This is a genomic window from Glutamicibacter sp., assembly GCF_032154645.1.
Classification (GTDB): Bacteria; Actinomycetota; Actinomycetes; order Actinomycetales; family Micrococcaceae; genus Glutamicibacter.
Genome location: NZ_JALDXV010000005.1, coordinates 24185 through 41545 on the forward strand (window position 1 = coordinate 24185; position 17361 = coordinate 41545).

A 17361-nucleotide genomic window follows, 5' to 3' on the forward strand; every position below is an offset into this window, starting at 1 on the left:
TTCTCCAACACGAAACGTGCGCCGTCCCACACCCCTCGACGCACAAATTGCCCATACATGCCGAATGGCACTAACTTCAAGATAGCTAGTGCCATTGGCAGTGTCCAGTCATAGCGCAATCAATGGCTTAAGCTCACGTTGAATGCTCGAACCGTTCTGGGTTTTCACCACGCTGACCCTGTTGGTAATGCGCTGTTTCATTTCCGCTACATGCGACACCAAGCCGATCGTACGCCCGCCGGCCCGTAGATTTTCCAAGGCAGTCATCACCTGTTCAAGCGTCTCGGCATCCAAGGATCCAAAGCCCTCGTCCACGAAGAGCGTCTGCATGTCGACCGCACCTGAATGATGGGAAATCACATCTGCCAGCCCCAGGGCCAGGGACAGGGACGCCATGAAAGTTTCTCCGCCTGAAAGTGTCTGGGTTTCGCGGTACCTTCCGGTCCATGCATCAAGTACCGTGAGCCCCAGACCGGATTTGGAATTGCCTTGCTTTGAATCGTCGTGGTGCAACGAGTAGCGGTCCCCCGACATCACCTTGAGCCGTTCGGTAGCCGCCACGGCGACTTCTTCCAGCCGGGCCGCCAGCACATAGGTGCTCAGTGTCATCTTGTACAGGTTCTCGCCACCGCCGCGGATCACTTCGGCCAGGGCGCGTAGCCGTCGGTAGGCCTCGATCTTCGGTCCGGCTTCGGCGCGCTGATTTTCAAGCTGCCTCACCGAACTGTTGTGGCGTTGAAGCTGCGATTGGGCCTGCACCTGTAGCCTGCGGGCTCGATCATAACCGGCGTCGGCGGCGCTCAAACTGTCGGACGCCTGCCCCAGGTCTTCTTCGCTTGGTGTCCCTACCCCTTGAGCTGCCAGGTCCACACCGCGCTGGTAATCAGTTGACGAACGCAAGGAGGCGATGGCGCCGGCCCGTTCGATGTCCTCCTGCACTAAGGCCCGCAGTTCGCTGCGTGCCTCATCGGCCAAGACCGCCTCCGCAAAAGCGGCGGCGTCTGCAAATCCTGCGTTCATCCGCTCATCATCCCACCGCTCCTGCGCTTCGAGGGCGCTCTTGGCGGCTTCACGGTAGCGATGCAGGGCGCGGTGGCCAAGGGTGAATGACGCTGCACGTTCTTGAAGCGAGGCAACCTTCTTGTCCAGGCTTTCGTGTTCGCCGCACAGTGCCTGCAACTTCTGGTCGAGCTCTTCCAGTTTGGCTTCCAAGGTCTTTACAGCTGTATCTGCGGCGGCAACTTCAATAACCAGCTGCGCGTGGGCTGAGGATTCCTTTTCCACCACCGTGCGCAGGTGATCAATTTTCTTGTTCAACGCTGTCACAGCCGCTGAATGATGCTCAGCGGTCTTGAGCTTTTCGGCCACCGTCTCCAGCTGTACCTGCAGTTCTTCAACGCTTCCGCCTGCCGCGGCCTGGCTGGCGGCTTCCAGCTTGGTCGCCGCTGCCTCGCGCTGATTGCCCACCTGGGTCAACAAGGCACGCTCCCTGGTGACGGTAGAGTTCAGCTGCTCAATCTGTTCGTCGTCGATCAGCTGCGCCTCGGCATCGGCCCGGGCCGGGGACGGGTGCTCGGTGGCGCCGCAGACCATGCAAGCAGAACCGACTTCCAACGCGGCGGCTAGGCGCAAGGCGCTCTGTTCCAACTGGGTGCGCTGCAGGGCCAACAGGGCTTTTTCGGCTTCGACTACCGTCAGAGCTTGCGCTGCATAGAGCTGTTCCGCCTTGGCGACTGTACCTTCGAGTTTGTCGCGGTTCTTCGCCTGCTCCAACTGTGTCTGGACATTCAGCTGACCGGTTTTCAGTTCTTGGACGGTGGCATCTGCCCGTTGCTGGTCCGTGTCCCCTGTTTCGAGCGACGAGCGCTCTTCTCGCAGTTTCGCCAGCTTGTCCTGCGCACTGTTCTCCCGCTCGGCTTTAACCTTCAGGTCGGTTGTAGCCGCTTCAAGGTCCTTGGCCAGCTGTGCCCGGCCTTGTTCCTCCTGCAGTGCCGACGTGGCAATGGTCAGTTCGGCTTCGTGGTCTTTGACTAACTGTGCCAGCTTCGACAAGGAGCCCTCGGAGTTCACCAGTCCAAAGTCTTGTTCTTCTTTCAACCGGACCTGCGCTGCAGTGAATTCCTGCTCGGCAGCTTCGAGTAATTCTTCGGCAGACTTCAGTTGAGCGAGGTAGGCACGTACCGAGGCAGCCTTGGCATCTTTCTCCAGGCGGGCCGCCGCGTCCACCGCGCCAGGGTGCCTTTGCTCATGCAGCTCTTCCTTGACCTTCAGCTGCGTCAGCAGGTCGAAGACCCGCACCCTTTCCTCAAGCTGCTTAACCAACTCCCTGGCTGTATTCAAGGTGTTCTTGGCATTCTCCGCAACTCCGGTATAACGCTGAACACACACCCCGAGGCGCTGCTCGTAGGCGGAAAACTCTTCTTCCACGCCCAGGATCGAATCGGAAGCTTCAACCGACTGCGTGACATCAACCTGTTCGTGTTCGGCCAGAAAACCGGTGGCATCATGGCGAATCACATTTTCGCTGGCGGACAGTTCGGCTTCCAACGACTCGGTGAGCTTGCGTTCAGCGCTCAACCTTGCGGCGAATTCCTCTTCAATGGCTGCATAGTCGCTGGTGTCAAAGAGGTTGGCAAGCAGATCCTCGCGGTCTTTGGCTTTGGCCCGCAGGAAGTCGGCAAAACCGCCCTGCGGAAGCATCACTACCTTGGTGAATTGGTCACGATCCAGCCCCAGCAGGCCGCCAAGGATCTGCCCCACTTCGTCGTTGCGGGTGGAAAGCTCTTCCCAGGCGCCACCAACCCATTCACGCAGGTGGCTGGCGGCCTTCTGCTCGGTGGTCTTGTTCTTGCCCCGTTTTGACGGACGCATCCATGCCGGCGAGCGGGTGACCTCAAAACGGCGGTCGCCAATGCTCAGCTCGCAGATCACCTGCGGCTCGGCGCCGGGGGCAGCATGGTCCGAACGAATCTGACGGCTGCCGGTGCGGTTGCCGGGCAGCGAACCATACAGGGCGTAGCAAATGGCATCCAAGATGCTTGACTTGCCAGCACCGGTGGGGCCGTCGAGCAGGAACAGCCCGGCCTCAGCCAACTCATCGAAGTTGATGACTTCGGTACGGGCAAAGGGTCCGAAGGCCTGGATCTGCAGCTGATGAATTCTCACTGGCTCACCTTTGCTTCGCGGGTGGACAGGATTACCGAACGAACCAATTCTTTTTCTGCTTCATCGGCGGCGCGTTCTCGTACGTGTTCGACGAAATCGTCGACCAGTTCCTCGGTGCTGGAGGCCTTAGCCAGACGCTGGGCGTAGCTGCTGGGCTGGTCCTTGGCATCGACACCCTGCGGGTCGAAGTTCAACACCACCGTGTCGGGAAAGCGTTCACGCAGGCGGTTCATCGCATCCGCTGGACGTTCCTTGTCCGTCAGGGTGATCTGGCACCAGGCGTCGACCGCATACTCAAGTTCCGGGTCCGCGAGCAAGGCTTCGAGTTCTCCGCGCAGGATCACCAAGTGCTTCGGCTCCGAGAGTTGCACCTCTTCAATTTCGCCCAGGCCCTCGACGGTGGTGTTGATGATCCACACGCCCTTGATCTGCTTGGCTTCCGAGAAAGAATAGGCCAGGGGTGAGCCGGAGTAGCGCACGTGCTCTCGCACCTTCTGCCGACCGTGCAGGTGGCCCAGTGCGGTGTAGTCGAAGTGCTCAAAGAGTTCGACGGGAACCACATCCAGATTGCCGGTGCTCAACTCACGTTCCGAGTCGCTGCCTACACCGCCAGCGGCGAAAAGGTGCGCCATGGACACCGACACCACCTCAGTTCCCGAGCTGCGGCGCTCCTCCAGGTCCTTGTCGATGCGTGCAATCGCCGCCTTCACCACCGATTCGTGGGTAGCCTTCTCGACTCCCAGCTGGTCCATGACCATGCGCGGTTCAAGATAGGGAATGCCATAGATTGCCACACGGTGATCTGCTGCTTCCAGAATGACCGGGGCGATCATCCGATCAAGGTCCGCATAGATATGCAGTCCGGCGGCGTCCAACAGTTCGGCGCCGAAACTCAGTCGCGAGGCCGAGTCGTGGTTTCCGCTGGTCATCACGATCTTCGCCCCGGTGGCCGCCAATTCTCGCAGGGCCCAGTTGCACAGCTTCACCGCGTCCACGTGAGGCAGTGCCCGATCGTAGATGTCACCGGAGATCAGCACCGCATCGATCTGGCGTTCACGGGTGATCTCGATAATCTCACTGAGCACGGTGCGTTGGGCATCAAGCAGGGAAGCGCCGTGGAAGGTGCGTCCCAAATGCCAATCCGAGGTGTGTAGCAATCGCATATTTTCAACCTTATGCAATCACACGGACACAAAGGACATTAGACTGAAACATGTGAATGAAACCGGTGATATTGCACTTCTGCCAGAGAACTACTCCGACAAGGTATTCGCCATTCTGCTCGGCCTTGCCGACGGCGCAACCCACGCCCGTGATGACATAGATCCAGGGGCCACCGAAATCCTCCCGCTCTATCTTGCCGACGGCCTGCTCGAAGCCCTGGAATGGGCCAACGACGGTGTGGCAAGCGACGAGGCTGCCTGCATGTGGCTGGCCGCTTTGCGTAGCTACCGAAAGCTGACCAAAGCGTTCCCGGCCGGGGCCCCGGAGCCGCTGAACCGATGGATCGACGACGAGTTCGCGCATGTGGAGATCTTCGAAGAAATCCATAAGGGTGATCCTAAAAACATTGAAGGCCTCGACAGCCTGGACATGGGACAGGTGGGCCGCCCAACCGGCGTCGGTGCCGACTCCAGCGGCGTTCTGCCCCGCGCGGCGATCGCTGCGCTACTCGGCCGCGTTCCGGTGAGTACCACCGAAGCGCTCGCCCGCTCCGCCGCCTACCTCACCCATGATGCCAAGGCGGCGGCCGCCTGCATTGCGGCGGCAAAAATCATCCGCTCAGCCATGGAGGACGGTGAAGAGGCAGCCTCGTCGTGGCCGGCACTGCTCGAACCGCTCGAAGGCGAGGCCGCCGAAGCACTGAAGAACGTCGTTGAGCGGGTGAGCGCAGGATTGGGCCAGTCCCCTGCCGACGCTTACAACAGCTACTTCGCCGAGGAGGAAGACTCCGAATCGGAAGAATCTGATATTGCGGCGGCCCCGGCGGAAAACACCGGAGAACCAGCCGACCGCGATCCCGAAGTGGACGCCTACGCGGTAGCCCTGCTAGCGGCGCTTCATGGTTCCGACGCGATCGGCGAGCGCCCTGCAACCGCCCTGGATGACATCATCTCGGAGCTGCACGACCGGTGGATGGCACTGCTGGTCTAAATTCGCTGACATCCCAAGAACTATGTCAAGAGGCGCCGACCATCGTGGTCGGCGCCTCTTGGATGTTCTGCGGCAGTTCAAACGGTGACGGCTTGTGGTTTTGTTCGTAGACCCGGCGCGAAGCTCAAGAATGCTGTAGCCATTCCCGCGAGGGCCAGCCAGGTGGCCGATTCAAAGACGGTTTGTTGGACAACATGGCAGACGCTGGTTGAGGCGTTGGCCCCTAGGGCTCCGGCTGCCATCCCGCAGGTTGTTCCATTCAGCGACAACGGCATGAACAATGTAGTGACTGCCAAGCCGGTGAGTATGACGGCGCTGGCCGCGATGAACACTCCACAGCGGGCCAAGTGCGTGTACCTGACCAGAAAAGTCAGCAGGCACGCGACAAACAGGATTCCAGCAATAGCCATCACAAAGCTCGCTGGCGGTTCGGCTAGAAGAGTCATCATGCGCGGTGCCTTAGTTGGGGGTCAAGACAATCCCAACCTAACAGCAAGTAGCCGCAACAGGCCGGTATTGGGCGCATCGTTTCGCAATGTTCACCTTAGGCGGTGAGCGAGAATCCTCCAACAAGCTGCATAAATTCTCCCTCGGAGATGATCGTAACCTTCTGGCCCTTCTCACGCAGACGCAAAACGTGCTTTGCCTTGTTGGTCAATCGCCCGTTGGCCAGATCCTGAGGAATGAATCCGTCGCCGACGACCAATGCCGTCGTGGCCCGGGTGACACGCGACGCGGTGAGCGCCCCGTGCTGTGCGGCGAGCATCTTCGCCTGCGGACGAGGCATGCCGAGATTACCGGTAAATACCAACACCTGGCCGAAGAGCGGGTGGCTCGGATCTGCGTCGAGGTTTGGTTCCGGATTCGGTCCTTCTTGGGGCCAGTTGCCAAAGGCGTCCTGTGCTGGAAGCTTATGGCCTGCGGCACGCCAACCCTGGGCGTCCTTGGTTGCCCGCGACAGTTCGTCCCCTGGCTTCCAGGCTCGGGTCAGGCCCAGTCCCACCTTGTAATGATCGGCCGCCTGAAGCACCGTGCTGGAGCCTGCGCGTTCGGCCATGTCGATCATCGCCCAGGCGCAGGCGGTCGAATCCGCCAATGCCTCGTGATGGTTTTCAATGGGGTGTCCCGCCTCTTCGGCGACGAAGGGCAGTGAGTAGCTGGGAAGGTCATAGGCCTTGCGCGCAAGTTTTACCGTACACAGGTGGGCGATTTCGTTGATGGCGCGTTCGCTGGCTTCGCTGGCAGCCCGAATCACACCGGAGTCGAAAGCCGAATTGTGGGCAACCAGGACGTCCGAGCCGACGAAACCCATCAAGTCGTCCAAGCGATCGTTGACTCGTGGCGAGTCCGCAACCATGTCGGGGGTGATGTGGTGGATTGAGACGTTGCGGGGATCGAAATGGTCGAAGCCGACCGGTGGTTTCATTAACCATTGATCGGTTTCCACGATCCGTCCAGAGCGGACCTTGACGAGGCCGACCGAACAGGCCGAGCCGATAAATCCGTTTGCCGTCTCAAAATCTACTGCAGTGAAGTCCAATGCCACGCACACGAGTATACTTCCATAGCCTGTCAATCGGCCGGATCTGCACTCTTGGGCACTATGGCCCATGGCCTCCCGCATCCTTCGCGGGCGGTAGTTCTACGGCCGAAATTCCGGAGCTGACCTGTCGGTAATTCCCTGACATCCAGCTACCTCCGCCCCCTGTCGAGAACCTCGAGCATGGCCAACCACACATCGAGAAATGGTATTCCACCTCCAAACCTGCCGTAAAATTGAGTCGTTTGCGCACTTTTGGCAAACCGTTTCACCGCAGCTGAAAGGCCCTCATGTCAACACAAACACCGGCGAGTCAACCCACGGAACAGAGTGATAAGTACGCACGCAAGGCAGTTTTTGCCGCCGCGATCGGCTATGGGTTGGACGGTTTCGATCTGCTGATCCTGTCTTTCGCACTCTCGGGAATTACCGCCAGTTTTGGTCTGACAAATCCGCAGGCGGGTTCATTGGCCACGTTGACCCTGCTGGGTGCGGTGCTTGGCGGCTTCGTTTTCGGCGTCATGGCCGACCGTTTCGGCCGGGTTAAGATCCTCACCTATTCGGTGTTGATTTTTGCGGTGTTCACGGGCCTGTCGGCCGTGGCAACCGGCTACTGGGATATGGCCGCGTATCGATTCATCGCGGGCATCGGCATCGGTGGCGAATTCGGCATCGGGATGACGCTGGCGGCGGAAGCAGTTCCGGCCCGTTGGCGTGCCAGGGCAACAAGCTGGGTAGGCATTGGATTCCAGTGCGGTGTGCTGGCGGCGGCGTTGATTTCTGCCCCGGTTATTGCGGCATTCGGTTGGCGTGCGTTGTTCGTCATCGGTGCGATTCCTGCCGTGTTTGCCATGTTCGTGCGCAAGGGTGTTGAAGAGCCCGAGAAATTCACGCGCGCTGCGCAGCGTCCCTCGCTTCGTGAATCGCTGGCACCCTTGGTCAATACCCCTTCGGCTCGTCGTATTTCATTGGCCATGGTGATCCTGACCAGCGTCCAAAACTTCGGTTACTTCGGCATCATGACCTGGCTGCCAACTTACCTGGCGAAGCAATACGGGATGACGCTGACCGGCTCCAGCTTGTGGACCGCCGTCACGGTGGCGGGCATGATGGTTGGCATTATCGCCTTTGGACAGGTAGCCGATCGAGTCTCCCGACGCGCGGCATTCTGGATCTTCCAGATTGGTGCAGCGGTATCGGTGCTCGCTTATTCTCAGATCACCAACCACGCGCTGTTGATGGCGGCCGGCTTCGTGATGGGCGCCTTCGCCAACGGCACGCTGGGCGGATACGGTGCGCTGCTTGCGGAGCTGTATCCGACTCATGCCCGAGCTACCGCACAGAATGTCCTGTTCAACATCGGCCGTGGAGTCGGCGGATTCGCACCGTTGGTCATTGCGCTGTTGGCCCAGTCGTACGGTTTCCCCGCCGCCTTGGCCATGCTTCCCCTGATCTACATAGTCGGGTTCCTTGCAATGTTCTTGATTCCTGAACGCCGTGGGGCAGAATTGCACTAAGAGTTCGAGCGACAAAAATGTGGGAGCTGTTCATCTGAACCGCTCCCACATTTTTGTCTGCCGGCAGGCTCAAGTACCTATCCCGCTGTAGTTCCAACCCGCCATTGCCACAAGATTAGGCCGTTGTTTTGCGCAGGGTCAGATAGGAAGATCCAGCAAGGAGTACTGCGAGGCATGCGCCCAGCCCGGTGGCTCCGGCGGCCGTCCACGCCGCAAGCCAGCGTCCTACTTCCAGCCACGAATCGCTTAAGGTGATCAGGGCAACCGCACCCAGCAAGAGCAGTCCCAGTCCGATGCTGAACACCAGCACTCCGGTGGTTCTCCACCGCATGTACAGCGTTGCGGCAAAGAATCCGATCATAAACAGTACGAGCATGAGCATGAAGTAGAACAGGATTTGAATCAGCCAGTTGTTGCCTGCAATCCATTGCAATGCGAAGAATCTTCCGTCGACTCCCCACCCTCCGGTGGCAACTTCCAGTAGACCCATGAGGTAGTAGAACACCGAGAGGATCAGTGCACAGCCGGCGAAGAGTGCCACGGTTCCCAGATAGAAGCTTCGTCGTGACACGCTCATTGCCATGGCGAAGGGGAAGGTTAATGTCAGCGCTTGAATTCCCAGGGCCAGAAAGTACCACATGGGCGCTTGGGCTCCTCCGCCGTAGAGGATTCCTTCGGCACCGCCGCGACGAACCAGATACCAAATCGCCAAGGTGAAGAGGAACGAGCCGGCTAGGATAATCAGCGGTATGCCGACAAAGGTCCATTTGTTGATCAACTGCATGCGTGCAACCTTGATGATGCGGCTCATTTGATGGCCTGCCTCTCGGAAGTTCCTGCCTCGTCCGGATTTGAATTCAGCGTGCTTCGGACCACGAGCTGTTGAAGCGATACCGGGCTGAGTTCCAGTCCCAGGTTTTGGGCCCGTTCGCGTTGTTCAGCGGTAAGTCGTGCACGGACGGAGATGCTGGCCAGGGAACCCAAGGCATCGCGGTGGATCACCGGGTATCCTGCAATGAACTCTTCGACTTTCTGCGCCCCGCCGGTAACTGTCACGGCCGCCCCCTGTAGTTCTTCAGCCTCTGAATCGATAATGATCCTGCCTTGATCAATTACGATCACGTGTTCCAGCAGGTTGGCGACCTCATCGATGAGGTGGCTTGAAAGCACGATGGTGCGCGGATAATTGGCGAAGTCTTCAATAAGGCGGTCATAGAAGATCTGTCGCGCCACGGCGTCCAAACCAAGATACGGCTCATCGAAGAACGTGATTTCTGCCCGCGAGGCGATGCCAATGATCACGCCCACCGCTGAAAGCTGACCGCGCGACAACTTCTTGATTCGACGTTTGACCGGCAGATTAAAGGCTTGGATGAGTTCCTGTGCCAATTGTTCATCCCAGTTGTCAAAAAACATCGACGCTGCCTTGAAGGCTTGAAATACCTTGAAGTCATCGGGATACTTTTGAGATTCGCGGATGAAGCAGACCCGGGACAACGTCGCATCGTGCTCGAACGGAGCATGTCCAAAGATCTCTGCTTCGCCGCTGCTTGGATAATTTTGTCCTGTCAGGATGGACATTAAGGTGGTCTTTCCGGCCCCGTTGCGGCCGAGTAATCCGTAGATTCGGTTTGCTGGAAGGCTGAGATTGACGTTGTCTAATGCCCGGACATCTTTATAGGTTTTGCTTAATGCCCGGGTGAGGATTGCTGGTATTTCACTCATGGCTTGTCCCTGATGTTGTTTGCTGTTCGCCGGCGCCGCAGCGCTACTGGGGCGAGTTATTTTTGATCATGTCAATCAGTTCATCGAGTTCGATTCCAAGCTTCGCGGCTTCGGTTTTCAAGGGTGTGATGAACTGATTTGAAAAATGTTCACGCCGCTGACGCCGCAATTTTTGCGGTGCACCTTGTGCGACAAACATTCCTATTCCCCGTTTCTTGTACAGCAGCCCTTCATCGACCAATCGGTTGATGCCCTTGGCCGCGGTGGCTGGGTTGATGCGATAGAAGGCTGCAAATTCATTCGTAGATGGAACTTGCGCTTCTTCGGCAAGAGTGCCGGAAATGATGTCATTCTCGATCAGTTCGGCAATCTGGATGAAGATCGGTTTGGAATCATCGATCACAGCGACTCCTTTCCATGCTTCATCTTTTATGTCTTCACCAACCAATTAGTTCATTGGTTAGTTACTCATGTAACTAACCATAGAACCACGGCGCCATCGATGCAACCCTTAGCGCGCATAGAGATTCAAAGCACTTTTAAACCATTCGCATACAACGAAGGCCAAACGGAGCGATATTCCGCGGAATTCCGTCACTTTCCGCTCACAGAATTCACCCTTAGGCCACCGTAGAAATCGCCTTCCGACGTGCGCCTTAGACCGTTCAAAACCTTGCCAAAGTCATCACACAGACGTAGATACAAACCTTTAATCGACCCCCTGCACCGATGAACCTTTCAAGGAATTTCCCGATGAACATTTTGCTTTTTGCCGCCGTTGACCTGTTGGCCATCTGTGTGCTCACCACCTGCCTCTATCTGCCCCGGCATCGAAGACGAGACCTCGTAGTTTCATACTTCGGCATCAATGTCGGGGTCTTCGCAGTCGCAACCGCATTGTCTTCCAGCACGGTGGGCGTCGGATTGGGCATGGGGCTCTTCGGGGTGTTGTCAATCATCCGGTTGCGCTCCACCGAATTGGAACAGCACGAAATCGCCTACTACTTCTCGGCGCTGGCCATCGGCCTGATCTCCGGCATGGGGCCAACGCCCGCATGGATTCCGATCGCCCTGATCGCCTTGATCCTTGTTGTCATGTTGTTGGTTGATAACGCCAAGGTGCTCCCCCGGTACCGTCATCAGGAAGTGGTCCTGGACCGGACGTTCACCACGGAGCAGCAGCTGGAGTCCTACCTCAGCACCGTCCTTGGTGGAGCGAAAATTCATCAATACAGCGTTCAGCTATTGGATCTGGTCAATGACAAGACGGTCGTCCGGGCCCGATTCTCCACACCAGATGTCCCAGTTGCAGACTCAACCGCTGGGCTTCAGGGCCTCACCGATGCATCCATACCGCGTACGATTGCCGACCACGAAGTCATCGCGCAGGAGACACGATGAACTGGGCGGCAGATCAGCCGGGCATCAGCCTGGAAGAACTCAATGAGACCGCGGCGTTGCAAACCCGCACCGACCGCAAATACATCCTGTCCATCACGCAAGCACAACTGCTGCTGCCGCTGCTCGCAACTGGATCAAGAGTACTGAGCATCAATGAACAGCGTTCCTTCAGTTACGCCTCGGTGTACTTCGACACACCTCGGCTGGACAGCTACCACCTGGCCGCCCACCCGCGGAGACGAAGGTTCAAGATTCGAACCCGCAGCTACATGGATTCGAAGGACTGCTATCTCGAAGTCAAGACCGAAGGGGCCCGGGCTCAAACGGTGAAGGAACGCGTTGAGCATGACTTCCTGTCCCGACATGCGTTAAATGCGGAAGCGTCCGAATATATCGCAACAACGCTCGCCCACGACCTGGGCTCCTGCCCGATCAACGTTGCAGAACTCAGTCCGGTCATCGAATCTTCCTACGACCGCACCACGCTATATCTTGCCGAAACAAACAGCCGCGTCACCATCGACGAGAAACTTCTGTGGAATGACCCGCGCTCCGGAATGCAGCTGAGGTGCAACGAGGTCATTGTCGAAACCAAATCCGCACTGAATGCCGGACCTGCGGACAAGCTGCTATGGCGCCATGGAATCCGCCCTTCGCGAATATCCAAATTCGCCACTGGGCTGAGCCTGATACATGAACATCTGCCATCCAACCGCTGGCACCACAGCACCAAACACAAAATCACCACCCAACTAATCCCCCAGCCCTAGGAGCTAAAACCATGCCCCGCATCGACCCAACATCGGCGCCAAACCCCAAACAGCATGCGCGCAAGCCACGGCGGCTGACCGTGATGGTTGCCTCGCTTTCGGTTGCCTCCCTAGCACTGGCAGGCTGCACCGCCGCGTCCACAGCTTCGAGTTCCAGCGATATTGTGAACTCAAAGGTCAGCACCCAAACAGCAGCCTTTTTCAACAGCGACCAAGTCCATGAAATCAGCGTTGACGTCGACGACGATGCGGTGCAGAAGGCGCTCAAGGCCTACGAAGACGACCAGTCCAAGGAATGGGTCAGCGCCGATGTCACGATCGACGGGAAGAAATTCTCCAACGTCGGCCTGCGTCTGAAGGGCAACTCGACCCTGCGGCAAGCCGACACCAGTTCAAATCCGGCCGACCTGCCGTGGCAGATTCGCCTGGACAAGTTCGTTGACAATCAAAGCTACTCAGGACGAACTCAATTCGTGGTGCGCACCAATACATCGGAAACTTCGCTCAACGAAGCCGTAGCCCTGGAACTGCTCGGCGAGGCAGGCCTTGCCACCGAACACGCGGCAGCAACCAAGTTCAGTCTCAATGGTTCGGATGCTCAGCTGCGGCTGGTCATCGACAATCCCTCGGACGAACTATACAGCGAGGAAACTTTCAATGGCGACGGCATCACCTACAAGGCCGATTCCACGGGCGACTATTCCTACCGCGGGGACAACGGCAGCGACTATGAATCCGCCTTCAGCGTAGAAGCCGGCAAGGACGACCTGACCCCCGTGGCCAAATTCTTGAACTTCGTCAACAATTCTTCGGATCAGGATTTCGCATCGAAGCTAAGTGAGAACCTCGACATCGACCAGTTTGCCACCTATCTGGCAATGCAGGATTTGGTGTCAAACAGCGATGACATCGACGGACCTGGCAACAATTCTTACCTGCGCTACGACAATGACAGCGGCACGATGACCGTCGTAGCCTGGGATCAGAATCTCTCCTTCGGCGGCATGGGCGGCATGGGCGGCGGGCAAGCGCCCGGCGGCGGACAAGCTCCGGGAGGCGAACGGGAATTCAACGCCGAAACAATGCTCAAGCGCTTCCTCCCGGATGGCACGAACCTCACCGATGCCAAGAGCCAAATTCTTGACGGTAAACTTCCCGAAGGTGCAGCACTGCCCGAAGGAATGACCCTCAATGACGGCTCCAAATTGCTGGACGTGCTCAAGTCCCTCGCCCAAGGCAAGATGCCCTCCGGAATCAGCATGCAGGGAATGCAGCCTCCAACCGGGGATCGTCCTCAGATGCCCGACGGCCAGAATCCGGACGACGCACAGAACGACCAGCAGCAGGAGCAGGGTCAGGATGACACCGCTCAGGGAAATACCCAGGCAGGCGGCGGGCGGGGATTCGGATCCAAGTCGAATGCGCTGGTGACCCGCTTCCTGGCCAACGATGATTTCAATGCCAAGGTTGAGCAGGCCAAGAGCGATCTGAAGGCGAAGCTCTACGATTCGGGCAAGGCGCAACAGATTCTGGACAAATGGAGTGCGCTGCTGACCGAACAGGCCTCGGACCTTGTCGACGCCGACACCATCAGCAGCGACGCGGCGAAGATCAAGGCGTTCTTCACCGGCGAGGCCAGCGCGACTCAGCCTGGCGCAGGTTCCGCCGCCCAGCCTCGTTCAACCAGGGACGATGATTCCGCCCAATCCTAAGACCGGTGGCAGAGAGCCAAGGCTCCGCGGTTCGATGCGAACCGCGGAGCCTTGGCTCTCTGCTTTCTTGGCCGGCCGCGCTAAGCGTCGGACAGCGCCTTGGTGACCTCGTCGATGATCGATGGCAGCAGGGCCGCAAAGGCACGGGCGCGGTGCGAGGTGGCGTTCTTTTCCTCCGGCGAATGCTCCGCCATGGTCTTGCCGGATCCAGCCGGTTCAAAGATTGGATCGTAGCCAAAGCCGTGCTCGCCGGCGCGCTGCGTGCGCAGCTTGCCCTCTACCTTCCCCAGCTCGACGTGTTCGGCTCCCCCGGGCGTCGCCAGGGCGGCGGCGCAGACGAACTGTGCTCCGCGGTGTTCCTCGGCGATATCACCCAGCTGCGCCAGCAGCAGGTCGATGTTGCCTTCGTCGTTGCCGTGCACGCCGGACCAGCGCGCGGAGAAGATGCCAGGTGCTCCGCCGAGCACGTCAACGCTCAGCCCCGAGTCGTCGGCCAGGGCAATCAGCCCGGTGGAGGCCGCCACCTCGCGGGCCTTCTTCAGCGCGTTGCCGGAAAAGGTAACCTGATCTTCAACTGGGTCGGTGGCGCCAGCGGTGGCGGCGTCGATCACCTGGGTGTCGACGTCCAGTCCCGGCACCTGGCCGCGCAGCAGCTCGCGCAGTTCGCGCAGCTTGCCCGCATTGTGCGAGGCGAGGACCACTACCGGTGCGCTCATTTGGCGGCCCGCAGCGTCTCGCGCTGGATCTGTGCCAGTTCGGTGGTGCCCACCAGAGCCAGGTCGAGCAGCGCGTCGAGTTCGGCACGCTTGAAGGGAACCCCCTCGGCGGTGCCCTGCACCTCGACGAAGTCGCCCGAGCCCGTCACCACAACGTTCATGTCGGTCTCGGCGCGTGAATCTTCCTCGTAAGGCAGGTCAAGCATCGGGGTGCCGTCGATGATGCCCACGGAAATCGCCGCCACCGAGTCGGAGAGCACCTTGGCATTCTGCTTCAAGATGCCCTGCGAGCGGGCCCACTCAATGGCTTCCGCCAGGGCTACATAGGCTCCGGTGATCGCCGCGGTGCGGGTGCCGCCGTCGGCCTGCAACACGTCGCAGTCAAGCACGATGGTGTTCTCGCCCAGTTCCTTGGTGTCCACCACTGCTCGCAGGGAACGACCGATCAGGCGGGAGATCTCGTGGGTGCGGCCCGAGAGCTTGCCCTTGACCGATTCACGGGAATTGCGGGTGTTGGTGGCCCGTGGAAGCATGGCGTACTCGGCGGTGACCCAACCGGTGCCTTCGCCCTTGAGCCAGCGCGGCACGCCCTCGGTGAAGGATGCCGTGCACAGCACGCGGGTATTGCCGAATTCAATCAGCGCAGACCCCTCTGCCTGGGCGGACCAGCCGCGGGTGATGGTAATGTCTCGAAGTTGCGCGGCGCCTCGGCCGTCGGCACGTAAAGTCATACCTCCATCCTATCCACTGGCAGGCGGCACTTCGCCAACCGGTCGCTAGGTGCCGGGGTGGATCACCACACAGCATTTTCCCGGCCGCGGGCTCAGCTCGGCCTGCCCGGCGGCGCATTGGCAGCCCCGCAGCACCCCCTCGATCAACTGGTGGTTCATCGAGCACACCAGCTGCGTCTGATGCTGGGCCACCATGTGGAAGGGGCAGTTTTCCATGCAGATGCTGCCATCGGCCTCCTGTACCGGTTCATAGCCCAGTACACCGAGCAGCTGGAGCAGATCCTTGGCTCCGGCACCCAGGCTTTCACCTTCCTGGCGCGCCGCGGCAAGCAGCGCCTTTTGGACGATGCCCGAGTCATCCGAGGCGGCGGCCGTCGCCAGCAGGCTGGAGAGCAGCCGGTAGTTGCGCGGCGGAACGCTCAGCGCAATTTCCTGTTGGGCCAGTTCGTATAGCTTGGCAGGACGTCCGGCCCCGGGGCCGGTCTTGCCCTGGATCCTGGCATAGGTGGTGGCCAGCAGGCCCGCCTCGGTGAGCTTGTCCAGGTGGTAGGCGGCCAGCGTACGGCTGGTGCCGGCGGCTTTGGCCGCCTCGTCGCGGCCTACGGGCTGCTCGCTGCGTGAAACGAAGTCGAAAAGGCGTCGTCGCACCGGGTCGCCCAGCGATTTGATGACCGCATCGGAGGCTGCATGCTGGTTCTTCGTCATGGCATAAATTCTATCAACAATGGATCTTGACAAAAAGGTTTCCGAGGAGAATTCTAAGACTTACCAATATTAGTTTTAGAAGGTGGTGATCATGAATGCTGCATTCAGTGAAAGGTCTTCGGCTTCACTGACTCAGGCAAGCATCGGTGCACGGGTCCGCAGCGACCCGTCGTTCAGCGCATTTTGGATTCTGCGCCTCGGATTCGTCGTCCTTCCCCTGCTGATGGGCGTCGACAAATTCACAAATGTGATGACCTACTGGCCCGCGTACCTCTCGGACTGGGTTGTCGGCCTCCTGCCGTTTTCGGCACAGACAGCGATGTACATCGTCGGTGTGGTGGAAATCATCGCAGCCATCGGCATCGCAGTTAAACCACGTTATTCAAGCTACGTAGTGGCCCTCTGGCTGCTGGGCATCGTGGTCAATCTGCTGCTGCTCGGCGGCGTGCTGGACATCGCACTGCGCGATGTAGGCCTGTTCGTCGCAGCTCTGGCGCTGACCCGCTTAGCCGCTCAATACGACGCCCCCTGGGGTGCAAAACACGCTCAAGGTGGACGTAAATGAATAATTTCACGCAGCTCGATGAACAGATCGATCTGGACGACGCACTCGCCCCGGCAGACCTGGGTCTGCCCAGGGCAGGTGCCCTCGCCCGGCGCTGCCCCAACGATGGACCTTGACGCCGCCGAACGCGCGGCGGGCGAATTCCTTGCCGCCCTGGGCATGGATCTGAACGCGGTCCACCTGCAGCGCTCCCCCGCACGGATGGCACAGGCCTGGGCGCAGATGCTGACCCCGCGGGAGTTCAACCTCACGACCTTCCCCAACGAGGAAGAATACGACCAGCTGGTCATGGTGCGCGACATCCCGGTTCGCTCCCTGTGCGAGCACCACCTGCTGCCCTTTACCGGCAGGGCCTGCGTCGGCTACCTTCCCGGCGAGCGCATCGTCGGCCTGTCCAAGCTTGCACGCATCGTCGAGCACTTCTCCTGCCGTCCGCAGACCCAGGAACGGCTCACCGGGCAGATCGCGAGCTGGCTGCAGCAGGAGCTGAACCCCCGCGCGGTGGGCGTGGTCATTGCCGCCGAGCACTCGTGCATGACACTGCGCGGGGTCAACACCCCGGGCACCAGCACCGTCACCTCAGCCCTGCTCGGCCACCTGCGCCGCAGCCCCAGCGCACGACAGGAATTCCTGTCGTTCTCGGGGCTCATGAACTAACCG

At 59.4% G+C, this 17361-nt stretch carries 17 protein-coding genes; 7 read left to right on the plus strand and 10 right to left on the minus strand.

All coding sequences use genetic code 11. From position 1 onward, the window contains the following. Positions 1 to 108 precede the first annotated feature (108 nt). Together RUH64_RS06075 and RUH64_RS06080 are read right to left on the minus strand one after the other, a co-directional pair. The gene (locus RUH64_RS06075) at positions 109 to 3165 is read right to left on the minus strand and encodes an SMC family ATPase (RefSeq protein WP_313812122.1); all 3057 of its coding nucleotides are present in this window, start codon (positions 3163 to 3165) and stop codon (positions 109 to 111) included. Beyond that, complete coding sequence (locus tag RUH64_RS06080) at positions 3162 to 4328, minus strand: exonuclease SbcCD subunit D (RefSeq protein WP_313812123.1); 1167 nt, start codon at positions 4326 to 4328, stop codon at positions 3162 to 3164. Before RUH64_RS06080 ends, RUH64_RS06075 begins: the two co-directional genes overlap by 4 nt. Positions 4329 to 4380: 52 nt before the next feature. On the opposite strand from RUH64_RS06080, the gene RUH64_RS06085 reads away from it, so the two are divergent. Further along, entirely contained in the window at positions 4381 to 5319 is a 939-nt protein-coding gene (locus tag RUH64_RS06085) for an ADP-ribosylglycohydrolase family protein (RefSeq protein WP_313812124.1), read from the plus strand. A 77-nt stretch (positions 5320 to 5396) separates the two neighbouring features. Here the strand turns inward: RUH64_RS06085 and RUH64_RS06090 are convergent, their stop codons facing one another. Beyond that, positions 5397 to 5768 (minus strand): hypothetical protein, encoded by a 372-nt coding sequence (locus tag RUH64_RS06090; protein ID WP_313812126.1) that lies wholly within the window; start codon positions 5766 to 5768, stop codon positions 5397 to 5399. A 95-nt stretch (positions 5769 to 5863) separates the two neighbouring features. Beyond that, positions 5864 to 6865 carry an exonuclease domain-containing protein gene (locus RUH64_RS06095; RefSeq protein WP_313812128.1) on the minus strand — a complete coding sequence of 334 codons (1002 nt, stop codon included), beginning with the start codon at positions 6863 to 6865 and terminating at the stop codon, positions 5864 to 5866. A 284-nt stretch (positions 6866 to 7149) separates the two neighbouring features. Here RUH64_RS06095 and RUH64_RS06100 point away from each other — a divergent pair, with 284 nt between their 5' ends. Beyond that, positions 7150 to 8376: an MFS transporter gene (locus RUH64_RS06100; RefSeq protein WP_313812129.1), complete on the plus strand. Its 1227-nt coding sequence runs from the start codon at positions 7150 to 7152 to the stop codon at positions 8374 to 8376. Between the two features lie 115 nt (positions 8377 to 8491). Here the strand turns inward: RUH64_RS06100 and RUH64_RS06105 are convergent, their stop codons facing one another. Genes RUH64_RS06105 through RUH64_RS06115 form a run of 3 tightly spaced genes read right to left on the minus strand, consistent with a single transcriptional unit; the run spans position 8492 to position 10504 of the window. Then, the gene (locus RUH64_RS06105) at positions 8492 to 9187 is read right to left on the minus strand and encodes a hypothetical protein (protein ID WP_313812130.1); all 696 of its coding nucleotides are present in this window, start codon (positions 9185 to 9187) and stop codon (positions 8492 to 8494) included. After that, the gene (locus RUH64_RS06110) at positions 9184 to 10101 is read right to left on the minus strand and encodes an ABC transporter ATP-binding protein (protein ID WP_313812132.1); all 918 of its coding nucleotides are present in this window, start codon (positions 10099 to 10101) and stop codon (positions 9184 to 9186) included. The genes RUH64_RS06105 and RUH64_RS06110 overlap by 4 nt, the downstream gene beginning before the upstream one ends. Before the next feature lie 43 nt (positions 10102 to 10144). Then, positions 10145 to 10504 carry a GntR family transcriptional regulator gene (locus RUH64_RS06115; RefSeq protein ID WP_313812134.1) on the minus strand — a complete coding sequence of 120 codons (360 nt, stop codon included), beginning with the start codon at positions 10502 to 10504 and terminating at the stop codon, positions 10145 to 10147. 350 nt (positions 10505 to 10854) lie between these two features. On the opposite strand from RUH64_RS06115, the gene RUH64_RS06120 reads away from it, so the two are divergent. The 3 genes from RUH64_RS06120 to RUH64_RS06130 are packed head-to-tail and all read left to right on the plus strand — an operon-like array spanning position 10855 to position 13984. Then, a complete protein-coding gene (locus RUH64_RS06120; RefSeq protein ID WP_313812136.1) occupies positions 10855 to 11502 on the plus strand; it encodes a DUF4956 domain-containing protein in 648 nt (215 codons plus the stop codon). Beyond that, entirely contained in the window at positions 11499 to 12272 is a 774-nt protein-coding gene (locus RUH64_RS06125; protein ID WP_313812137.1) for a polyphosphate polymerase domain-containing protein, read from the plus strand. The genes RUH64_RS06120 and RUH64_RS06125 overlap by 4 nt, the downstream gene beginning before the upstream one ends. An 11-nt stretch (positions 12273 to 12283) precedes the next feature. After that, the gene (locus RUH64_RS06130) at positions 12284 to 13984 is read left to right on the plus strand and encodes a CotH kinase family protein (RefSeq protein WP_313812138.1); all 1701 of its coding nucleotides are present in this window, start codon (positions 12284 to 12286) and stop codon (positions 13982 to 13984) included. An 80-nt stretch (positions 13985 to 14064) separates the two neighbouring features. Here RUH64_RS06130 and rdgB read toward each other — a convergent pair whose 3' ends face one another. Genes rdgB through RUH64_RS06145 form a run of 3 tightly spaced genes read right to left on the minus strand, consistent with a single transcriptional unit; the run spans position 14065 to position 16136 of the window. Continuing rightward, on the minus strand, positions 14065 to 14700 hold the full coding sequence (gene rdgB, locus RUH64_RS06135) for an RdgB/HAM1 family non-canonical purine NTP pyrophosphatase (protein WP_313812140.1): 636 nt from the start codon (positions 14698 to 14700) through the stop codon (positions 14065 to 14067). Beyond that, positions 14697 to 15431, minus strand: coding sequence for a ribonuclease PH (gene rph / locus RUH64_RS06140; protein WP_313812141.1), 735 nt, complete (start codon positions 15429 to 15431; stop codon positions 14697 to 14699). Before rph ends, rdgB begins: the two co-directional genes overlap by 4 nt. 45 nt (positions 15432 to 15476) lie before the next feature. Further along, positions 15477 to 16136, minus strand: coding sequence for a helix-turn-helix domain-containing protein (locus RUH64_RS06145; protein WP_313812143.1), 660 nt, complete (start codon positions 16134 to 16136; stop codon positions 15477 to 15479). A 91-nt stretch (positions 16137 to 16227) separates the two neighbouring features. Here RUH64_RS06145 and RUH64_RS06150 point away from each other — a divergent pair, with 91 nt between their 5' ends. Together RUH64_RS06150 and folE are read left to right on the plus strand one after the other, a co-directional pair. Further along, positions 16228 to 16701 (plus strand): hypothetical protein, encoded by a 474-nt coding sequence (locus RUH64_RS06150; protein ID WP_313812144.1) that lies wholly within the window; start codon positions 16228 to 16230, stop codon positions 16699 to 16701. A gap of 105 nt (positions 16702 to 16806) precedes the next feature. After that, entirely contained in the window at positions 16807 to 17358 is a 552-nt protein-coding gene (folE, locus tag RUH64_RS06155) for a GTP cyclohydrolase I (protein ID WP_313812145.1), read from the plus strand. Positions 17359 to 17361: the final 3 nt, after the last annotated feature.